Source organism: Actinacidiphila yeochonensis CN732 (assembly GCF_000745345.1).
GTDB lineage: Bacteria > Actinomycetota > Actinomycetes > Streptomycetales > Streptomycetaceae > Actinacidiphila > Actinacidiphila yeochonensis.
Genome location: NZ_JQNR01000005.1, coordinates 1,545,200 through 1,563,541 on the forward strand (window position 1 = coordinate 1,545,200; position 18,342 = coordinate 1,563,541).

General features: G+C 74.5%; 17 protein-coding genes. 11 read left to right on the forward strand and 6 right to left on the reverse strand.

Features of this window, described 5'->3' with window-relative positions:
• Nucleotides 1-151: 151 nt before the first annotated feature.
• On the reverse strand, nucleotides 152-514 hold the full coding sequence (locus tag BS72_RS18350) for a DsrE family protein (protein ID WP_037911928.1): 363 nt from the start codon (nucleotides 512-514) through the stop codon (nucleotides 152-154).
• A gap of 79 nt (nucleotides 515-593) precedes the next feature.
• On the opposite strand from BS72_RS18350, the gene BS72_RS18355 reads away from it, so the two are divergent.
• The 7 genes from BS72_RS18355 to ygfZ all read left to right on the forward strand — a co-directional run bounded on the left by BS72_RS18355 (nucleotide 594) and on the right by ygfZ (nucleotide 6,983).
• A complete protein-coding gene (locus BS72_RS18355; protein WP_198545923.1) occupies nucleotides 594-1,313 on the forward strand; it encodes a hypothetical protein in 720 nt (239 codons plus the stop codon).
• A gap of 381 nt (nucleotides 1,314-1,694) precedes the next feature.
• A complete protein-coding gene (locus BS72_RS18360; protein WP_037911931.1) occupies nucleotides 1,695-2,459 on the forward strand; it encodes a hypothetical protein in 765 nt (254 codons plus the stop codon).
• 134 nt (nucleotides 2,460-2,593) lie between these two features.
• Complete coding sequence (locus tag BS72_RS18365; RefSeq protein WP_037911933.1) at nucleotides 2,594-3,463, forward strand: hypothetical protein; 870 nt, start codon at nucleotides 2,594-2,596, stop codon at nucleotides 3,461-3,463.
• Entirely contained in the window at nucleotides 3,463-4,431 is a 969-nt protein-coding gene (locus BS72_RS18370; protein ID WP_051951229.1) for a hypothetical protein, read from the forward strand. The genes BS72_RS18365 and BS72_RS18370 overlap by 1 nt, the downstream gene beginning before the upstream one ends.
• A gap of 276 nt (nucleotides 4,432-4,707) precedes the next feature.
• On the forward strand, nucleotides 4,708-5,271 hold the full coding sequence (locus BS72_RS18380) for an FABP family protein (RefSeq protein ID WP_037911937.1): 564 nt from the start codon (nucleotides 4,708-4,710) through the stop codon (nucleotides 5,269-5,271).
• A gap of 165 nt (nucleotides 5,272-5,436) precedes the next feature.
• Nucleotides 5,437-5,892 (forward strand): Fur family transcriptional regulator, encoded by a 456-nt coding sequence (locus tag BS72_RS18385; protein ID WP_037911938.1) that lies wholly within the window; start codon nucleotides 5,437-5,439, stop codon nucleotides 5,890-5,892.
• Between the two features lie 119 nt (nucleotides 5,893-6,011).
• Entirely contained in the window at nucleotides 6,012-6,983 is a 972-nt protein-coding gene (gene ygfZ, locus BS72_RS18390; RefSeq protein WP_037911940.1) for a CAF17-like 4Fe-4S cluster assembly/insertion protein YgfZ, read from the forward strand.
• An 85-nt stretch (nucleotides 6,984-7,068) separates the two neighbouring features.
• On the opposite strand, the gene dtd is transcribed toward ygfZ, so the two are convergent.
• Complete coding sequence (gene dtd / locus BS72_RS18395) at nucleotides 7,069-7,494, reverse strand: D-aminoacyl-tRNA deacylase (RefSeq protein ID WP_037916540.1); 426 nt, start codon at nucleotides 7,492-7,494, stop codon at nucleotides 7,069-7,071.
• A gap of 502 nt (nucleotides 7,495-7,996) precedes the next feature.
• Here dtd and BS72_RS18400 point away from each other — a divergent pair.
• Together BS72_RS18400 and BS72_RS18405 are read left to right on the forward strand one after the other, a co-directional pair.
• A complete protein-coding gene (locus tag BS72_RS18400) occupies nucleotides 7,997-8,536 on the forward strand; it encodes an RsiG family protein (RefSeq protein WP_051951959.1) in 540 nt (179 codons plus the stop codon).
• A 590-nt stretch (nucleotides 8,537-9,126) separates the two neighbouring features.
• Nucleotides 9,127-10,389 (forward strand): GNAT family N-acetyltransferase, encoded by a 1,263-nt coding sequence (locus tag BS72_RS18405; RefSeq protein ID WP_037911942.1) that lies wholly within the window; start codon nucleotides 9,127-9,129, stop codon nucleotides 10,387-10,389.
• A 132-nt stretch (nucleotides 10,390-10,521) separates the two neighbouring features.
• Here BS72_RS18405 and BS72_RS18410 read toward each other — a convergent pair whose 3' ends face one another.
• Nucleotides 10,522-10,932: a GNAT family N-acetyltransferase gene (locus tag BS72_RS18410; protein ID WP_037911944.1), complete on the reverse strand. Its 411-nt coding sequence runs from the start codon at nucleotides 10,930-10,932 to the stop codon at nucleotides 10,522-10,524.
• Between the two features lie 82 nt (nucleotides 10,933-11,014).
• Between BS72_RS18410 and BS72_RS18415 the strand changes: the two genes are divergently transcribed.
• Complete coding sequence (locus BS72_RS18415) at nucleotides 11,015-12,055, forward strand: dihydrodipicolinate synthase family protein (RefSeq protein WP_051951230.1); 1,041 nt, start codon at nucleotides 11,015-11,017, stop codon at nucleotides 12,053-12,055.
• A gap of 352 nt (nucleotides 12,056-12,407) precedes the next feature.
• The gene (locus BS72_RS18420) at nucleotides 12,408-13,454 is read left to right on the forward strand and encodes an aspartate-semialdehyde dehydrogenase (protein WP_037911945.1); all 1,047 of its coding nucleotides are present in this window, start codon (nucleotides 12,408-12,410) and stop codon (nucleotides 13,452-13,454) included.
• A gap of 203 nt (nucleotides 13,455-13,657) precedes the next feature.
• Here BS72_RS18420 and BS72_RS18425 read toward each other — a convergent pair whose 3' ends face one another.
• The 3 genes from BS72_RS18425 to BS72_RS18435 all read right to left on the reverse strand — a co-directional run bounded on the left by BS72_RS18425 (nucleotide 13,658) and on the right by BS72_RS18435 (nucleotide 18,180).
• Nucleotides 13,658-14,944: a M14 family zinc carboxypeptidase gene (locus BS72_RS18425; RefSeq protein ID WP_037916546.1), complete on the reverse strand. Its 1,287-nt coding sequence runs from the start codon at nucleotides 14,942-14,944 to the stop codon at nucleotides 13,658-13,660.
• Nucleotides 14,945-15,437: 493 nt separating this feature from the next.
• Nucleotides 15,438-16,694 carry an arginine deiminase gene (locus tag BS72_RS18430; protein ID WP_037911947.1) on the reverse strand — a complete coding sequence of 419 codons (1,257 nt, stop codon included), beginning with the start codon at nucleotides 16,692-16,694 and terminating at the stop codon, nucleotides 15,438-15,440.
• Between the two features lie 61 nt (nucleotides 16,695-16,755).
• Entirely contained in the window at nucleotides 16,756-18,180 is a 1,425-nt protein-coding gene (locus BS72_RS18435) for a basic amino acid/polyamine antiporter (protein ID WP_037911949.1), read from the reverse strand.
• Nucleotides 18,181-18,342 lie beyond the last annotated feature (162 nt).

The following is an 18,342-nucleotide window of genomic DNA, read 5'->3' on the forward strand; positions in this document are numbered from 1 at the left end:
GAGCGTACCGGGCGCCGGACGACGGCGCGCGGTACGGCCCAGGCGGCCACCCCCGGGTTCAACGGCTCTCCTTGAGGCCGCTGCGGCTTCGACGTCGCCGCGGCTTCGACATCGCCGCGGCCTCGACGTCGCCGCGGCCTCGGTCTCAGTCTCAGTAGACGAGGGCCTGGACGCCGTCGCCCATGATCTCGCTGACGAACACCTGCGCCCCCGCGATCCGCACACCGTCGATGACGTCCGCCTCGGTGATGTCGCGCCGGGCCGCGCACTGGGTGCACAGGGTGACCCGGCCGCCCGCCAGCAGCGAGGACAGCAGGTCCGGCAGCGGCGCGGAGTGCGGCAGTTCGAACTCGGCGGCCCGGCCCGGCAGCGCGAACCAGGCGGACTCACCGGTCAGCCACAGCGAGACGTGCACGCCGCTGGCCACGGCGATCGCCGCCACGGTGAACGCCTGCGAGCACCGCTCGGGCGCGTCCGCGCCCGCCGTCACTTTGATCACGAGTTCCTTGGTCACGGCTTCACCTTAAGCGGTGGTATAAAGCTGACCTACGTGTGCCACACACGTGGTTGGGGATCGTGCCCGGGGGGGCCTGGTGGGAATCGTGGGCGGCGTACGCCGTCTTCTGCGGGGGATCGCCGCGGCGGTGTGCTGCGCGGCTGTGCCGTTCGTCGTCGTGGCCTGTTCGAGTGCCCCGGCGTCGCGGGCGGCCCTGCCGGCCGGTACCGCGTCCAAGGGTGCGGCCGCTCCGTCCGGCTCCGCCCCGCGCCGTACGCCCTCCGCCACGGACCGGCCGACCACCACCGCGAGCCCCCGGACCGGCAACGGCTCGTCCGCCGCCGACCTGCGCTCCTACTTCCCGGCGCTGCCCGCGGGTGCTCAGGCCGAGGGCGACCCCGAGGGGTCCGCGTCCACCGCCGACGAGATCGCCGCCGTCTCCGACGACGCGGACGGCACTCTGCGCCGACTCCGTTCCCACGGCTTCCGCGACGCGGCCGTCCGCACCTACCTCACCGCCGGCGGCGGTACCGAAGTGAGCGTCCAGCTCGCCCGGTTCGCCGACGCCGGCCAGGCGGCCGACTTCTACGCCGACGCCACCTACCAGGGCACGCGGCTGGCGCTGTCCGACGGTTATCCGGCACGCGCCTACGACCTCGCGTCCGGCACGGCCGAGTCGGACGACACCCTGCTGGCCACCTCCTACCAGGGCGACGTGCAGATCACCCTCACGGTGACCGGCGGCGCGCACCCCTCCAGCACCCTCCTCCGGTCGCTGCTCGACGAGCAGCACCGCAGGCTCGCGACCGGCCGCTGATCCGGCCTCTCTCCCTTCCTCTCCCCACCCGTGGAGTGACCCTTGTCCGACCAGACGCCGACCGCGGCCCCCGTGCCGCCGCCGGACCCCCTACCGGCGGCTTCGGCCGAGGCCCCGGCCCCGAGCCAGCCGCCGATCCCGGCCCCGAGCCAGCCGCCGAGCCAGGCCCCGAGCCGGGCCCCGATCCCGGCCCAGGCCCCGCCCGCGCCGCCGCTCCCGCCGACACCGCCCGCGCCGCCACTCCCGACGGCCCCGCCGACACCGCCGCCGCCGGCCGCGCCTCCGCGGGTCGGGCTGCCGCCCGTTCCCCCGGTGCCGCCCGCGCAGGAGCCCGCGCCACCGGTTCCAGCGGGTACCGACGCCGACCCCGCTGAGGCCGCCGTGGGCGACCCGCTCGCCGACCCCGGCGCGCCGTTCGCCCCCGAGCTGCTCGCGTCCGGCGCCGAGCCCACGAAGGTGCGGCGGCGCCGCCCGGCGCTGCGGCTGACGGCGGCGGCGCTGGTGCTCGGCGTCCTGGCGGGCGGCGGCACGGGCTACTGGGTCCAGAAGCGGCGCGCCCCCACCCCGCTGCCGCCGCTGGCCACCAGAGTGCTGGACCAGCCCAAGGGCGCGGGCACGGTGCCGGAGGCCCTGCCGGCCGACGAGGACGGCGGCGCGGTCTTCAGCGGCGACCTGCTGAAGCTGCTGCTGCCCACGCCCAAGGGCGCGCACGAGATCGACCGGAGCTGGATCACGCTCGCCCAGTACGCCTCCTTCTACGGCGAACCGGCGGAGATGTTCGTCACGCTCAGTGACAACGACTACCAGCGTGGTGTGGAGGCGTCCTGGAAGGACGGCAAGACGAAGGTCACGATCAACCTCGTCCAGTTCCGCGACGAGGCCACGGCGTACACCCCGAAGTTCTTCACCAACGAGGAGTACTACGACTACGAGATCACGCCGGACGCCATCCCGGGCGTCGTGAACGGCAGCGCCTGGGGCTCGGGAGAGACGCCTGTCTACGCCGGCTCCGACGGCGCCCCCTACTCGGGCTACGCGAACGCGCAGATCGGCAACCTCTACGTCGAGATGTGGCAGGGGTCGTCCAAGCCGGTGGCGTCCTCGACCATGGTCTCCCTGATGAAGCGTCAACTGGAGCGGATGTGAGCGACCTGACCCCCGAGGCGCACGAGCCCCTTCCGGAGAGGCCCTCCGAAGCCCTCCCACCCGCGCCTGAAACGGCCGCATCCGCACCCGAATCGACGTCACCCGCATCTGGTTCGGCCGAGGCCGCACCCGAGATGACCGGCCCCGAGCCGGCCGATCCCGCGCCCGCGCCGTCCAAGCCGATGGCCGAGCCGCCCGTCGGATCGGCCGAGGGAGAGTTCCCGCCCGCGCCATCGGAGGAGCAGGAGCAGGAGTTCGTCCCCCTCAGCCGACGCCGGATCGCGCTGATCGCCGTCGGCGCCCTGGCGGTCGTGGCGGCGGCGGTCGGCATCGGGCACGCGGTGCGGCCTGACACGGACGGCGGCACGCCCGCGAAGGCCGGGGCCACGCCCTGGAGCCAGAGCGCGTCGGCCGGACCGGAGAAGAAGGCGTATGGCGTCATGTCCGGCGGGAGCCACTACGGGAGCCTGCGGCTGATGCTCCTGCCGGTGCCGAGCGGCTGGTCGCCGGGTCAGGACGTCGAGCAGTACGGCAACGACGCGGCGCTCGACGCGGCGCAGGCCGTTCCCCTCTTCTTCGGGCCCAGCTTTCAGAACGCGAAGGCGAAGGAGGAGGAGAAGCAGGTCGCGGCCGAGTTGCGCTTCGAAGGCGCCGGGGTACGGACGTACACGTCGGCCCCGTACGGTGCGACAGCCACGGTCGAGGTCTACCAGGTGCACAACCAGCAGCTGCTCAAGAAGCTCTTCGCGAACTACACCCAGGGGAAGGACTTCCCGACCCCCGGCGCCGGAAAGGGCAAGGGCCCCGCGGTCGACGGCTACCCCCACGCCGCCTGCTCCGCCCCGACCGAGTACGTCCTCCAGTCCATGAGGTGCGAGGACGTGGAGGGCGACCTCCTGGTCAGCGTCACCGCGGACAGCGTCAAGCCCATGAACACCCTGGAGATCGTCGACCTCTTCCGCCAGCAGCTCGACCGGGTCAAGGCCCCCGGAGAGGCAGTCTGATGACCGAGACCACTCCCGAGACCGCTCCCATACCCCCGGCCCCCGAGTCGGAGCCGCCCACCGAACCCCCGGCTGCCGCTCCCGCCCCCGCCCCCGCCTCGGAGGAGGCCGACGGGCCGGACCTGATGGAACCCACCCTGGAGTCCACGAGCCAGCCCGAGCCCGAGCCTGAGTCCGGGCCTGGGGCCGAGCCCGGGGCCGAGCCCGTCCGCGACCAGCGCCGCCGGCTGCGGACGGTCCTGCGCTGGACCACCGCCGTCCTCGTCTTCGCCGTCGCGGGCGGCGCCACCGCCTACGGGGTGACGCAGCCGCAGCGCACCCGCCTGCCCGGGCTGCACACCCCCGGCGACGGCCGCTGGACGTATCCGCCGGTCGCCCTGCCGAAGCTGCCGCCCGGCAAGCCGCGCCCGCTGGTCACCGAGAACCCCGGCGGCATCCACTACGTCGACCTGCGCTCGCTGCTGCTCCCGGCGCCCGAGGGGGCGAAGGCCGATGCCGCCTTCCCGGGCACCGGCGGATGGCTCCCGTCGAAGACGTACCTGGACGCCTACCAGTGGGACTACTCGGGCCAGGTGGGGGACGAGGACCGCGCTCTCGACGGTGACGGCCTGCGGCACGTCGCGGCCAGCGCCTGGACCACCCCGGACGGCACGCGGACCGAGGTGTACCTGGTCCAGTTCATCACCGCCGGGTACGCCGACCTCTACCAGACCACCGCCGGCGAGGAGACGGTGAAGGGCACCGTCTCGCCGACCCTGGACACGGACGCGACGCGTCAGGGCATCCCCAAGGGCGAGACGGTGAACGCCCTGGTCCAGCCCCCCGAGCACCGTGGTGCCGTCGCGACCCGGTACGCCACCATCCTGGCCGGCGACACCTTCGCACTGGTGGTCCAGACCCGCAAGGACTCGGTGCCGACGGCGCCGTTCGAGCAGACCGTCCGGCTCCAGGCCCAGCTGCTGGGCTGAGCGAACGGTCCGGCCCCGGACCGGCCCCGGACTGGGCCGATCCGGGGCCGAACCGGGGCCGCGCCGCACGTCGGGCGGCCTGGCGCGGCCCGGTCGCGGGCCGCGCACTAGACTCGTCAGCGGCCGCTGAACCGCCGGCCGTACCGCCTCCCCGCCCGAGGAGCACGTCCGTGGCAATCCAGTACTTCTTCGACGCCCTGCTCATCCTCGTCTGCGTGGGTGTGGCCGCGTTCACCCTCTTCGCGGTGAGCAAGCTGTACCAGGGCCAGCGCTGACATGATCGAGATCCCGTCCGACCTCCACCCGGACCTGGTCCCCCTGGCGTTCCTGCTGGGCAACTGGACCGGTGCCGGCGTCCACGACTTCCCGGGCGCCGAGAAGTGCAACTTCGGCCAGGAGGTGGCCTTCACGCACGACGGCCGCCCGTTCCTGGCGTACTCCTCGCGTACCTGGGTGCTCGACGCCGAGGGCAACAAGGACCGCCCGCTGGAGAGCGAGACCGGCTTCTGGCGGATCGACGCCGAGCGCAAGGTCGACGTCACGATCACCCGTGACGAGGGTGTCGTCGAGATCTGGACCGGAGAGCTGGCCGAGGGCAAGCCGCAGATCGACCTCGTCACGGACGCCGTGGCCCGGCTGCCGGTGGCGCCCGACTACAGCGGCGGCAAGCGGCTGTACGGCTACGTCAAGAGCGACCTGATGTGGGTGGGCGAGAAGTCCACCCCGGCGGTGCCGATGCGCCCCTACATGTCCGCGCACCTGAAGAAGGTGGTGGACCCGCGCGAGTGGGCCGCCGACCTGAAGGACCTCCCGGACGACGGCATCGCGTTCTTCAAGTAGGCGAGGCGTTCTCGGGAGGCGTTCCCCAAGATCCCCGGGGGCGCTCCCCACGAGGGGCGGGCCGGGCGGCCCGCCCCTTCCGCGTCCGGGCTTCCGCCCGCCGGGTCCGCGGCGGCCCGCCGCCGTTCCGGGGGCTGCCGGGTGCCTCCGACCTACACTTGCCGTGTGGCGAGCACCGACTGGAAGAGCGACCTGCGGCAGCGCGGCTACCGGCTGACCCCGCAGCGCGAGCTTGTCCTGGAGGCCGTCGACACCCTCCAGCACGCGACGCCGGAGGGCATCCTGTGCGAGGTGCGCAAGACCGCCTCCGGCATCAACATCTCCACCGTCTACCGGACCCTGGAGCTGCTGGAGGAGCTGGGCCTGGTCAACCACGCCCACCTCGGGCACGGCGCCCCCACCTACCACCTGGCCGACCGCTACGACCACATGCACCTGGTCTGCCGCGACTGCGACCGGGTGACCGAGGCCGACGTGGAGCTGGCCGCCCCGCTCAAGGCGGAGCTGCGCGAACGGTTCGGCTTCGAAACGGACATGCAGCACTTCGCGATCTTCGGCCGCTGCCGCGACTGCGCGCGGGACGCCGCACCCGAGGGGCCGGCCGGGCCCGAGGGTTCCTGAGCGGTCGGCGCCCCGGCCGCCCCGGCTGCCGGGGGGCGGGCCTTCCGTACCCCGCCCGCGGTGTCCCGAGGGGCGGAAGCCGACGGGCGGTGCGTGCGTACAGTCGTACGCTTGACGGCATGACGAAGAGCCCCTTGCTGTCGCTGCCCGGCGCCGTCCCCGCGGAAGGCCCTGACGAGGGTGTCGCCGCCCACTACGGCGACTTCTTCCGCGAACAGCGCGCGCTGGCGGACGGCACCGGCTTCGTGGACCTCTCGCACCGCGGCGTGGTCACCGTCTCGGGCGCGGACCGGCTGTCCTGGCTGCACCTGCTGCTCACCCAGCACGTCGAGCAACTGCCGCCGCAGCAGGCGGTGGAGGCGCTGGTCCTGTCCGCGCACGGCCACATCGAGCACGCCCTGTACCTGGTCGACGACGGCGCCACCACCTGGGTGCACGTCGAGCCCGGTACGCAGGAGGCGCTGACGGCCTACCTGGAGAGCATGAAGTTCTTCTACCGGGTGGAGGTCGAGGACGCCACCGACCGGTACGCCGTGGTGTACCTGCCGGCCGGTTCGATCACCCCGCTCGACCCGTCCTGGACGGTCCGCGAGACCGCCCACGGCCGGGACGTGTTCGTGCCGCGCGAGCGGCTGGAGGAGTTCGCGGCGCAGGCCGGCCCGCCGGCCGGGGTGCTCGCGCACGAGGCGCTGCGGATCGAGGCGCACCGCCCCCGGCTGGGCCTGGAGACCGACCACCGCACCATCCCGCACGAGCTCGGCTGGCTGGAGAGCGCGGTCCACCTCGACAAGGGCTGCTACCGGGGCCAGGAGACCGTCGCCCGGGTGCACAACCTGGGCCGTCCGCCGCGCCGCCTGGTCTTCCTGCACCTGGACGGCAGCGAGGTGCGGCTGCCCGGGCACGGCGCGCCGGTGCGGATCGCGGAGGAGGGCGGGGACGGCCGGACGGTCGGCTTCGTCACGTCCTCGGCACGGCACTGGGAGCTGGGGCCGATCGCGCTGGCGCTGGTGAAGCGGAACACCCCGGAGCGGGCCACGCTGATCGCCGACGAGAACACGGCGGCGGCCCAGGAGACGGTGGTCGCCCCGTAGCTCTCGCCTCTCGGCCCCGGCCCCGAAGGCACGGGTCCGGGTCCGGGGCCGGGTCCGGGGCCGGGGCTCGGAGGTGCGGACCGCCTCAGAAGTCGAGGACGACGGTGAAGGGGCCGTCGTTGGTGAGCGACACCTTCATGTCCGCGCCGAAGACGCCGGTGGCCACCGTGGCGCCCAGCGAACGCAGTTGCGCCACCACCTCGTCCACCAGCGGCTCGGCCAGCGAACCCGGCGCGGCGGCGTTCCAGGTGGGTCGGCGCCCCTTGCGGGCGTCACCGTAAAGCGTGAACTGGCTGACCACCAGAAGAGGGGCGTCGATGTCGGAGCAGGAGCGTTCCTCCGGCAGGATGCGCAGGCTCCACAGCTTGCGCGCCAGAGCCGCCGCCTTCTCCTTGGTGTCGTCGTGGGTCACCCCGACCAGGACGCACAGCCCCGGCCTGTCGATGGCTCCGACGGTCTCCCCGCCGACCACGACCTTCGCCTCGCTCACCCGTTGGGCCACCGCTCGCATGCCGCTCATTGTGGCGCTCCCGTCCGGTTTCCCCCAAACGGGTGAGGCGGTGCGGTGGGCCGACCGGGTGCGGCCGGTCGGCGGCTTCGTACACCTGTCGTGACGGCCGTTCGGGTGCAGAGACGCTGCGGGCGGCACGTGCCAGGTGGCAGCATCGAGCCGGGCGGCGTACGGGTCGGCCGCCCGGAGGGGACGTCGCAGGCATGACCACATCCGGCACCGGAGAGCCGTCGGGCACCGCCGAGACGGCCGTGCCCGGCACCCCCGTACCGACGGCCGCCGTCCCGGCGGCGCCCACGAGGAAGGGCCATCCCATGCTGAAGGCCGACGCGACGGGCCCGCTGCGGCCGCCCGCCCCGCGCAGCCCGCTCGCGGACCACGCGGCGCCCGGCGCCGCCGTGCCCGATCCCGCGGACCCGCCGACGGCGGGAGCCGTCCGGGAGGCCGGCCCGGACGCCGGGGACGCCGGGCGGGGGCCGGGCGGGTGCGGGACGCGGGCGGCGTGGACGCCCTGCTCGCCGCTCTGGACGCCGACGTCCTCCTGGCCGCGCTGGACCTGGCCGCGCTGCGCGCCCTGCGGCGCGAGGCACAGCGGGAGGAGGCCGACCTGTCGTACCTGCGGCGCATGCTGCACGGCCGGATCGACATCCTCCAGGCCGAGCTGGGCCGGCGCGGCGGGCGGCAGCCCGCCGAGGGCAGTCCCGCGGAGGCCGCGCCGGTCGTGGACCGGCTCTCGGAGATCCTGGCCGACGGGCCGGCCCCGGTCCGCTCCTCCGCCCGGCACGTCACCCTCGGCACGCCGCTGACCCGGCGGGTGCGGGCACTGGCCGAGGCGGTGCTCTCCGAGGTGGAGCTCTCCGACCTCGACGCCCGCACCGACCCCGAGCTGAACACGGCCATGCGTCGGCTGGCCCGGCACGAGAGCTACGTCTCCCGGCGTCGGCAGGCCCTCCAGCGGGCGGTCGACGGCTGCTCGGCCGAGATCACCCGCCGCTACCGGGTCGGCGAGGCCCGGATCGAGGACCTGCTCCCGGAGGACTGATCCCGCCGCGCTCGGCCCGTCTCGTCTCGTCTCAGCTCGGCCCGGCTCGGCCCGGCTCGGCTCGTCTCGTCTCGCCGGGTGCCGGCGACGGCCGGCGGGCCGCCGGGGAGGCTGCGGACGCGTGGCCGGCGACGAGGTCGGCGCGCGGGCGGTCACGCGCCGGACCCGGACGCGCCCTCGACGCGGCCTGGCCGCGCACGGTGCTCTCGGACGAGTCGGTCCGCTGCTTCCCGCAGCCGGTCCGGCCGGCCGACCCGGCCGCGTCCGCGATCCCCCGGGGCGCACATCCACTGCACCGGCAGCAGGCCGGAGGGCATCGCCCTTCGCCCTTCGCCCGTCGCCCTTCGCCCCGTCCCCGCGACGCGGCCTGAGGGCACCGCGTCGCAGGTGGGGGAGTTGCGGAGCGGCCGTGACCGCATGATCACCAGCCCGTTTGAGCCGGCCGGACGTCTCCTGAAGGCCGGCTGACCCGGTCCACCGGCCGGCGCCCCGCCGCGCCCCGCCCGTCGTCCTCCTCCGGGCCCGCCCCGCTGCCCGCCGCCCCGAAATCCCTGTGCGCGGCGGGGAGACGAGTGCGTACGGTGCCTCGCGTGACCATCGACATCCGCACCGTCAAGGAGTCCGACCTCGCCGAGTGGGTGCGCGCCCTCAATACGGGCTTCCACCGTGCTCCGACCAGTCCGCCGGAGGAGGTGGCGGTCCGCGGTTCCCGGCTCGACCTGGACCGCACCCGCGGCGCTTTCGACGGCGACCGCTGCGTCGCCACCTTCCGCAGCATGCCGCGGGAGCTGACCGTGCCCGGCGGCGCGGTGCTGCCCGCCTCGGCGGTCACCAACGTCTCGGTGACCAGCACCCACCGGCGCCGCGGCCTGGCCAGCCGCATGATGGCCGCCGACCTGGCCGACGCCAAGGCCCGCGGTGACGCCGTGTCGATCCTGATCGCCGCCGAGTACCCGATCTACGGCCGGTTCGGCTTCGGCCCGGCCACCTGGGTGTCCGAGTGGTCGGTCGACGTGCCGCGCGCCCAGCTCGACCGCCGCTACTCCGGTCCCGAGGACGGCGGCCGGGTGGACCTGGCCGCGCAGGAGGAGGTGCGACGGCTCGGCCCGGACCTGCACGACCGGTTCCGGGCCGGCGTCCCGGGCGCGATCAACCGCCCGGGGTACTGGTGGGAGATGAACACCGGCCAGGCCCAGTACCCCGGCGACGGCTGGCGCGAGCCCTACTGGGCCTTCTACCGGAACCCGGCCGGCGAGGTGGAGGGCCTGGCCGCCTGGGTCGTGAACGACCGCGAGTGGCGGGGCAAGCTGCCCCACACGGAGCTGGCGGTGCTGGGGCTGACGGCCACCACGGCCGCCGCCGAGGGGGCGCTGTGGCGGTTCCTGCTGTCGCTGGACTGGATAGCCCGGCTGCGGACCGGGTTCCGCCCGCCGGACGACGTCCTGCCGCTGCTGCTGGGCGACCCGCGGGCCGCCCTCGTCGAGGCGAACGCCGACTTCATGTGGCTGCGGCTGCTGGACGTCCCCGTGGCGCTGTCGGCCCGCACCTACGCCGGCGGGCCCGCCTCCCTGGTGCTGGAGGTGCGCGACGAGGCTGGCCTGGCCGGGGGCCGGTTCCGGCTGGAGACGGCCGCGGACGGCACGGCCGTCTGCGCGCCCGTCACGGCCGCGGCCCCGGCGGACGCGGACCTCTCGATGGACGTCGGCGACCTCGCCTGCCTCTACCTCGGCGACGAGTCCGCGAGCCGGCTGGCCGCGCTGGGCCGGGTCACCGAGCACCGCGCGGGGGCGGTGGCCGCGGCGACCGGGCTCTTCCGCACGCCGCGCCGCCCCTGGTGCCCCGACGTCTTCTGACGCCCGGGTTCCGACGCGGCCGGTCCTGACGGTCCGGTCATGACGGGTCCCCGGCCCGGGCAGGGGGCGCTCCGGGGGGCGGCGGGCGGCACCGACCGGCATGCGCCGACGGCCGAAGGGCCGGGGCGGGGGCTACCGGAGGTGCTGGACCATCCAGCGCTCCGGGTCGGGCAGCGGCTCGAACCCGGCCTTGGCGTACACGCCGTGGGCGTCCTGCGTGGCCAGCAGGACGCGGCGCACGCCGCACGGGGCGAGGTGGTCGCGTACGGCCCGGGCGAGCCGGGTGCCCAGCCCGCGCCCCCGGGCCTCCCGGTCGACGTAGACGTCGCAGAGCCAGGCGAACGTCTCGTGGTCGGTGACCACCCTCGCGTAGCCGCGCTGCTCCCCGGTGGCCACCTCGTAGGCGCCGAAGTTGAGCGAGCCGGCCACCGCGGCCTCCTGCTTCTCCAGTGTCCGGCCGGCGGCCCAGTAGGAGTCGGTGGACAGCCACCGGTGCACGCGGGGGACGTCCAGGCGGGCGGGGTCCGTGGAAATCTCGTACATGACCGGGAGCGTAGTTCTGCTTAATGGTTCGCGTACAGCAATTAACTGGACCTTGACTACGGGCCGGCGTCACACTCGTCGCATGATCCATGTACCGCTCGTCACGCCCTTCGCGGCGGACGGCCGACTGGACGAGGCCGCGCTCGCGGACCTCGCGCAAGGGGTACTGGCCGACGGCGCCGCGGGGCTCGTCGCGCTCGGCACCACGGGGGAGCCGTCCGCGCTCGAACCGGAGGAGCGGGCGGCCGTCACCGCCGTCGTCGGGCGGGCGTGCCGGGAGCACGGCGCCCGCTTCACCCTCGGCGTGCAGGGCGGCGACACCCGCGGCACCGCCCGGGCCCTGGCGGCCCTGGAGCGGCTGCCGCAGCCGCCGGACGCCGCGCTGGTGACCGTGCCGGCGTTCACCCGTCCGGGGGAGGCCGGGGTGATCGCGCACTTCCGCACCCTGGCCGCGGCCTCGCCGGTGCCCCTGATCGCCTACCACGTGCCCTACCGCACCGCCCAGCCACTGGGCGCCGCGGCGCTGCTGGACCTGGCGGCCATCCCCGGCGTGGCCGGCGTGAAGTACGCGGCCGGCGGGATCGACGCGGAGGCGGTGGAACTGCTGGGCGCGCTCGGCCGCGCCGAGGACTCCGAGGACTCCGAGGACTCCGAGGATTCCGAGGGCACCGGCGGTGGCTCTGGCGGTGGCTCTGGCGGTGGCTCAGGCGGTGGCGCCCTCGGCGGTGGTGCCAGCGGTGCCAGTGGTGGCGGCTTCGAGGTGCTGGCCGGGGACGACGTGGTCGCGCCGGCGCTGCTGGCGCTGGGCGCGCACGGCGGCATCCTGGCCTCCGCCCATCTGGCCACCGCGCGCTGGGCCGAACTGGCCGCCGGCGGCGGGCGCGCCCTGGGCCACCGGCTGGCGGCGGTGGCCGCCGCCCTCTTCCGGGAGCCGAACCCCGTCGTCGTCAAGGCGGTGCTGCACGCCCAGGGCCGCATCCCCACCCCGGACGTGCGGTTGCCGCTCCTCCCGGCGGCCGCGGCCTCCCGTACGGCGGCGCTGGCGGCCCTGGAGCGGCTGGACGCGCTGCCGCCCGCCCCGGTGCGGGCCCCTGCACCGGTCACCGAGCCCGCCGCCCCGTAGCAACCGCCCGCCGTATGTCTCGGCGACTGGACCTGGGCGGCGCGGTACCGGGTGACCGGGTGATACTCGAAGCGGCAGAACCCAGCGAAACGCCCCGAAAAGCGTGACCGTGTGTGGCAGGGCGTGAACGGGCGCCGTCGTCCAGGGGTCGCCGTACCCCGCCGCGCACCGGAGCGCGGGAGCGGGAAGCACGACCGGCAGCGTGGCCGGCACACGACCGGCAGCGCGGCCGGCGAACCACCGGCAGCGCCGCCGGGCACACCACCGGCGAGGTTGGCCGGCACACCACCGGCGCACGCGGCCGGGCACACGACCGGCGACGCGGCCGGTGGACGAACGGAGAAGGAGTGTCATGAGGATCGGAATCGTCGGAGCCACCGGGCTGGTCGGCGGGGTCGTGCGCGAACTGCTCGCCGAGCGGAAGTTCCCGGTGACGCAGCTGCGGCTCTTCGCCTCGGCCCGTTCGGCCGGCAGCACGCTGCCGTGGGCCGCCGCGCCGGGCGGCGAGGTCGTCGTGGAGGACGCCGCCACCGCCGACTGGACCGGCCTCGACGTGGTGATCTTCTCGGCCGGCGGCGGCACTTCCCGTGCCCTCGCGGAGAAGGTCGCAGCCGCGGGCGCCGTGGTGATCGACAACTCCTCCGCGTGGCGCCGCGACCCGGAGGTGCCGCTGGTCGTCTCCGAGGTGAACCCGCACGCGCTGGCCGACCGGCCCAAGGGGATCGTCGCCAACCCCAACTGCACCACCATGGCCGCCATGCCGGTGCTGCGCCCCCTCCACCAGGAGGCCGGCCTCGTGGCGCTGGTCGCCAACACCTACCAGGCGGTGTCCGGCGGCGGGCTGGCCGGCGTCCGGGAGCTGCACGGCCAGTCCGTCCAGGTCACCGAGCGGGCCGACCGCCTCACCTTCGACGGCGAGGCGCTGGAGTTCCCCGAGCCGGCCGTCTACAAGCGCCCGATCGCCTACAACGTGGTGCCGTTCGCCGGGAACCTGGTGGACGACGGCCTCTTCGAGACCGACGAGGAGCAGAAGCTCCGCAACGAGTCGCGCAAGATCCTGGAGATCCCGGACCTGAAGGTCTCCGGCACCTGCGTGCGGGTACCGGTCTTCTCCGGCCACTCGCTCCAGATCAACGCCCGCTTCGAGCGCCCGATCAGCGTCGAGCGCGCCTACGAGCTGCTGGCCGCCGCGCCGGGCGTGGCGCTCTCCGAGATCCCCACCCCGCTGGAGGCCGCAGGCAAGGACCCGTCCTTCGTCGGCCGCATCCGCCGCGACGAGACGGTCGAGAACGGCCTGGCGCTCTTCGTCTCCAACGACAACCTGCGCAAGGGCGCGGCCCTCAACACGGTGCAGCTCGCGGAGCTGCTGGCGGTCGAGCTCGGCGCCGTCACGGCGTGACGGCGGTGGCCCGCGGCTGAACGGCGGGCCGTGGCGGGAAGCGGCGGCGGGCGCGGTCAGGACCGCGCCCGCCGCCGGGCCGTTTCGCCGCCGGGCCGTTTCGCCGCCGGGCCGTTTCGCCGCCGCGCCGTTTCGCCGCCGGGCCGAGGGCCCGGGGCGGTCAGCCGTCCCCCGGGTCAGCCGTCGCGGTGAGCCGTCCCCGGTCAGCCGTCCCCGGTGAGCCGGTCGAAGACCGCCAGCACCGTCTGCGCCTGGAGTTCGGCCTGCGCGTCCACCGGCACCCACACCGGGTCGTGCAGCTCCTGCACCTCGGCCGCCCAACGGGCGAGCTGGCGCTCGCACACCTCCCGGACCTGCGTCTGGGCGCTGCCGCCCGGGGTGTCCAGCAGGCGCAGCAGGGTGCCCAGCGCGCGCATCGTGATGCGGCGGGCGGCGATGTCCAGCGCGGCCAGGTGCGCGGCGGCCAGCGGCAGCGGGGCGAGGTGCAGCCGCTCCCAGTCCGCGGCGACGCGCGGGCAGACCGCCGTCAACTGCTGTGCGACTCCGAGCAGATGGGCGGTGTCCGGGGTGGGCGGCAGCACCGCCCGAGCCTCCGCGAGCAGCACCCGCGCACGGTCGCCCTGCCCGCGCAGCATCCGTGCGAGGCCGTCCAGCGCCCGGCGCGGGTCCGGATGGGGCGCCGTGTCGGCCACCCGGTGCCCGGCCCACATCGGCACCTCGAAGAGCGCGGTCATGCCGCCGTAGCGGTGCGGCCGCACCCAGGTGCCGCGGCGCACGTCCTCCGGTGAGCTGTCGAACCGTGCGCCCGCCACCCCCTCGGGCGCGTCCGGCTCCGGCAGCACGTAGACGCCGGGCCCGGACGGCCGCCAGAACATGGCGTCCCACGTGCCGGTCTGCACCGGCACCCCGTGCTCGGCGGAGAGCTTCGCCAGCGGGTCCGCCAGCCCCGGCACGTCCCGGGTGAGCTGCACCCAGGAGCCGCCGATGTCGTTGCCGTGCAACGAGCAGACGAGGAACGGCTGCCGCTGGTCGATGAAGTCCACCAGGGCTCGGGACTCCGGGAGCTGGTCGTCGGCGGGGCGGACCGAGGGTGCCCACTCGGGCTGTTCGTCGGCCGGCGGGCGGTAGGCGTGCCGGTAGTGCGCGGCCGGGGTGCGGCGTACGGCCGGGCCGGCCTCGTTGCGGACGGTGCCGTCCGGGTCGAGGCAGAGCAGGAAGTGCCAGGTGGTGTCGGCGCCCGCGTGCAACTCGGGGTTGCTGACGACGAGTTCGGCCAGCCGCAGGGCGGTGGCCGGACCCACCCGCTCGTCGGCGTGCGGCGCGGCCACCACCAGGACGTTCCGGCGGCCCCGGCCCGCGCTCAGCACGTGCAGCGGGCGGCGTTCCCGGGAGCGGCCGATCACCCGCAGCTCGCACAGGCCCGGTAGGTCGCGGGCGAGTGCGGCGGCCGAGGCCGTGACCCCCGCGAGGCTGGGAAAGGCATCCGCCATCGCCGGGGTCACGCCCCCGCGGCGGTGCTGGTTCCCTCGGTGCCCGAGCCTTCCCTCGGGCAGGGTGGGGGAACGGCGTTCAGGGTCGACACGGGGTCTCCTTCTGGTCCAAAGGGGCTGCGGAGCGGCCGTAGTTGGCGTTTTACGCCCGATTCGCCCCGCGCCTTGCCAAGGCTGGGGTGGTCCGGCGACCGTGTCAAGAGGGCCTCCCGGCCGCACGGGTTCCGCATAGGGCGGCAGGCAGGACGGTCCCGCCCGTCCGACGGCCGGGGCCCGGTCCGGCGGGCGTTCCGGTGGGTCCGGTCGCCGCTGTCGTCGCCGTCTTCGCAGCCGTTCCCGGCCGTCCTGCCCGTTCCTGTCCCCTCCCGTCCCTCCTGTCCCTCCCGTCCGCTTCCCCCGCACGCTCCGGCCGTCCGGTCCGCCACCGCGCCGCCGCCCGGTCCCGCCACCCGCGCCGCCCGTCCAGCGTGCGCCCCGGCGGGGCGCGGAGCCGTCAGTAGTCCACCGGGTCGCGGACGATGGGGCAGGTCATGCAGTGGCCGCCGCCGCGGCCGCGGCCGAGTTCGGCGCCGGTGATGGTGACGACCTCGACGCCGGCCTTGCGCAGCAGCGCGTTGGTGGTGGTGTTGCGGTCGTAGGTGAAGACCACGCCCGGTTCCACGGCGACGGCGTTGTTGCCGCTGTCCCACTGCTGGCGCTCGGCCGCGTAGACGTCGCCGCCGGTCTCGATCACCCGCAGCGACTCCAGCCCCAGCGCTCGCGCGACGACCTGGGTGAACGGCGTGCCGCCCTCGTCCACGACGTCGAGCCCGGGGGCGCGGTCGCTGGGGTGCAGGGTGAAGGTGTGGATCGCGTCGGTGATCGTCGGGTAGACGGTGACGATGTCACGGTCGGCGAAGGTGAAGACGGTGTCCAGGTGCATCGCGGAGCGCAGCTTCGGCATGCCGGCCACGATCACCTGCCGGGCCGCGCCGCGCGCGAACAGGGCGGCGGCGACCTGGGTGATGGCCTGCCGCGAGCTGCGCTCGCTCATGCCGATCAGGACGACGCCGTCGCCGACCGGCATGACGTCCCCGCCCTCCAGCGTCGCCTCGTCCCAGCGCAGTTCGGGGTCGCCCCACCACACGTTCGCGCCGGCGAAGTCCGGGTGGAAGGTGTAGAGGGCCTTCATCAGCAGGGTCTCGTCGCGGCGGGCCTGCCAGTAGAGCGGGTTGAGGGTGAGGCCGCCGTAGATCCAGCAGGTCGTGTCCCGGGTGTAGAGGGTGTTCGGCAGCGGCGGCATCAGGTACTCGCGGGCCCCGCCGCTCTCCCGGGCCAGGGACACGTACCCGGTGCGGAACTCCTCGGGCAGGTCGGTGGTGGCCAGGCCCCCGATCAGGAACTCGGCCAGCTCCCGTGGCGGCAGCCCGTCCAGGTAGGTGCGGGTGCCCTCGACCAGGCCGAGGCCGACCTGGTTCGGCGTGATCTTCCGGTCCAGCAGCCAGTCCCGCGCCTGCGGCACCGCCACCGTCTCGGCCAGCAGGTCGTGCAGCTCGACCACCTCGACGCCGCGGGCACGCAGTCCGGTGACGAAGCCGGCGTGGTCGCGCTGGGCGTTCTCCACCCACAGCACGTCGTCGAAGAGCAGGTCGTCGGCGTTGCTCGGGGTCAGCCGGCGGTGCGCGAGGCCGGGCGCGCAGACCAGCACCTTGCGCAGCCGGCCCACCTCCGAGTGGACGCCGTAGGAGACGGCGGGCGGTTCCTGGGTCATGAGCGGTCCTCCGGCTCGTTCCTGGTTCTGGGGCCCGGGGCGGGACAGTGCGGGACGGGCGTCACAGGTGGATCCAGCCGAGCGCGAGCGCGATCAGGCCGATCACCGCGCCGACCAGCGCGACGGCGAAGATCACCAGTTCGGTGGGGGAGAAGACGCGCCGTCCGCGCTCCCGGCGGGCCATCGCGAAGAGCACCGTGGCGGGCGCGTAGATGATGAACGAGACCAGCAGGAACCGCAGCCCCGCCGCGTAGATCAGGAACGCGGTGTAGAGCGTGGCCAGGGTGGCGACGGTCAGCTCGCGCCCCGCCCCCTGGGTGCCGCGTGCCGGCCCGCGGGCGTGCTGGACGCAGTACGCCGCCGCGAGCAGGTAGGGGATCAGCGACAGCGCGCTGGTCAGGTCCAGGGCGAAGTCGAAGGCGTCGCTGGAGAAGTACGTGAGCACCAGGACGACCTGCGACATGCACGTCGTCAGCAGCAGCGCCGGCACCGGCACGTCGGCGATGTTGGACCGGCGCAGGAAGCGCGGCATGTCGTCGTCCTTCGCGGCGACGAACAGCACCTCCGCCGACATCAGCGTCCACGCGAGGTAGGCGCCCAGCACCGACACGATCAGCCCGACGCTGACGAACACGCTGCCCCACGTGCCCACGGCCGCCTCCAGGACCCGCGCCATGGAGGGCTGCCGCAGCTGCGCGATCTGGCCCATGGGCAGGATGCCGTAGGAGACGATGGTCACCGAGGCGAAGATCGCGAAGACGCTGAGGAAGCCCAGGATGGTGGCCCGGCCGACGTCCTCGCGGCGCTTGGCGTGCCGGGAGTACACGCTCGCCCCCTCGATGCCGAGGAAGACGAAGACGGTGACCAGCATGGTGCCGCGGATCTGCGTGAACAGCCCGCCGGAGTACGGGGCGCCGTGGAAGTTGTCCGCGAAGACGGTCGGGTCCAGGTAGAAGAGCGCCAGCACGATGAAGACCAGGATGGGCAGGAGCTTCGCGACGGTGACGATCCGGTTGATCACCGCGGCGTCCTTGACGCCCCGCCGGATCAGCAGGAAGAAGCACCACAGGCCGACGGAGGAGAGCACCAGCGCCAGCACGGTGTCCCCGTCGCCGAGGGCCGGGGCGACGGCGCCGATCGTCGACATGATCAGCACCCAGTACGTCACGTTGCCGACGCAGGCGCTGGCCCAGTAGCCGATGGCCGAGAAGAAGCCGAGGTACTCGCCGAAGCCGGCCTTCGCGTACGCGTAGACGCCGGCGTCCAGGTCGGGCCGGCGCACGGCGAGGGTCTGGAAGACGAACGCGAGCATCAGCATGCCGGTGCCCGCGATCGCCCAGGCGACCAGCGCCCCGGCGATCCCGGTCTCCTCGGCGAAGCGGCGCGGCAGCGAGAACACCCCGGCGCCCACCATGGAGCCGACGACCATCGAGGCCATCGTCCAGAACGTCAGCTTCGCCGGCCCGACCGAGGGCGGCGCGCTCATCTCGGACACGTCCTCGCCTTGGGCCACGGCGCGACGATAGCAAGAGATGTCCCGATAGGACCGTAATGGGTGATTAGTGAATGATGCGTGTTTCTGGCGTCGCGCGCGGGGCCGGCCCGGCCCGGGCCGTTTCAGCCTCGGGCGGGCCGTTCCGCCTCGGGC

Excerpts from the sequence above, each read along its gene's own strand:
- BS72_RS18365 (WP_037911933.1), top strand. The coding sequence starts at position 2,594 with ATGACCGGCCCCGAGCCGGCCGATCCCGCGCCCGCGCCGTCCAAGCCG.
- BS72_RS18370 (WP_051951229.1), top strand. The coding sequence starts at position 3,463 with ATGACCGAGACCACTCCCGAGACCGCTCCCATACCCCCGGCCCCCGAG.
- BS72_RS18380 (WP_037911937.1), top strand. The coding sequence starts at position 4,708 with ATGATCGAGATCCCGTCCGACCTCCACCCGGACCTGGTCCCCCTGGCG.
- ygfZ (WP_037911940.1), top strand. The coding sequence starts at position 6,012 with ATGACGAAGAGCCCCTTGCTGTCGCTGCCCGGCGCCGTCCCCGCGGAA.
- dtd (WP_037916540.1), bottom strand. The coding sequence starts at position 7,494 with ATGCGAGCGGTGGCCCAACGGGTGAGCGAGGCGAAGGTCGTGGTCGGC.
- BS72_RS18410 (WP_037911944.1), bottom strand. The coding sequence starts at position 10,932 with ATGTACGAGATTTCCACGGACCCCGCCCGCCTGGACGTCCCCCGCGTG.
- BS72_RS18415 (WP_051951230.1), top strand. The coding sequence starts at position 11,015 with ATGATCCATGTACCGCTCGTCACGCCCTTCGCGGCGGACGGCCGACTG.
- BS72_RS18420 (WP_037911945.1), top strand. The coding sequence starts at position 12,408 with ATGAGGATCGGAATCGTCGGAGCCACCGGGCTGGTCGGCGGGGTCGTG.
- BS72_RS18425 (WP_037916546.1), bottom strand. The coding sequence starts at position 14,944 with ATGGCGGATGCCTTTCCCAGCCTCGCGGGGGTCACGGCCTCGGCCGCC.
- BS72_RS18430 (WP_037911947.1), bottom strand. The coding sequence starts at position 16,694 with ATGACCCAGGAACCGCCCGCCGTCTCCTACGGCGTCCACTCGGAGGTG.
- BS72_RS18435 (WP_037911949.1), bottom strand. The coding sequence starts at position 18,180 with ATGAGCGCGCCGCCCTCGGTCGGGCCGGCGAAGCTGACGTTCTGGACG.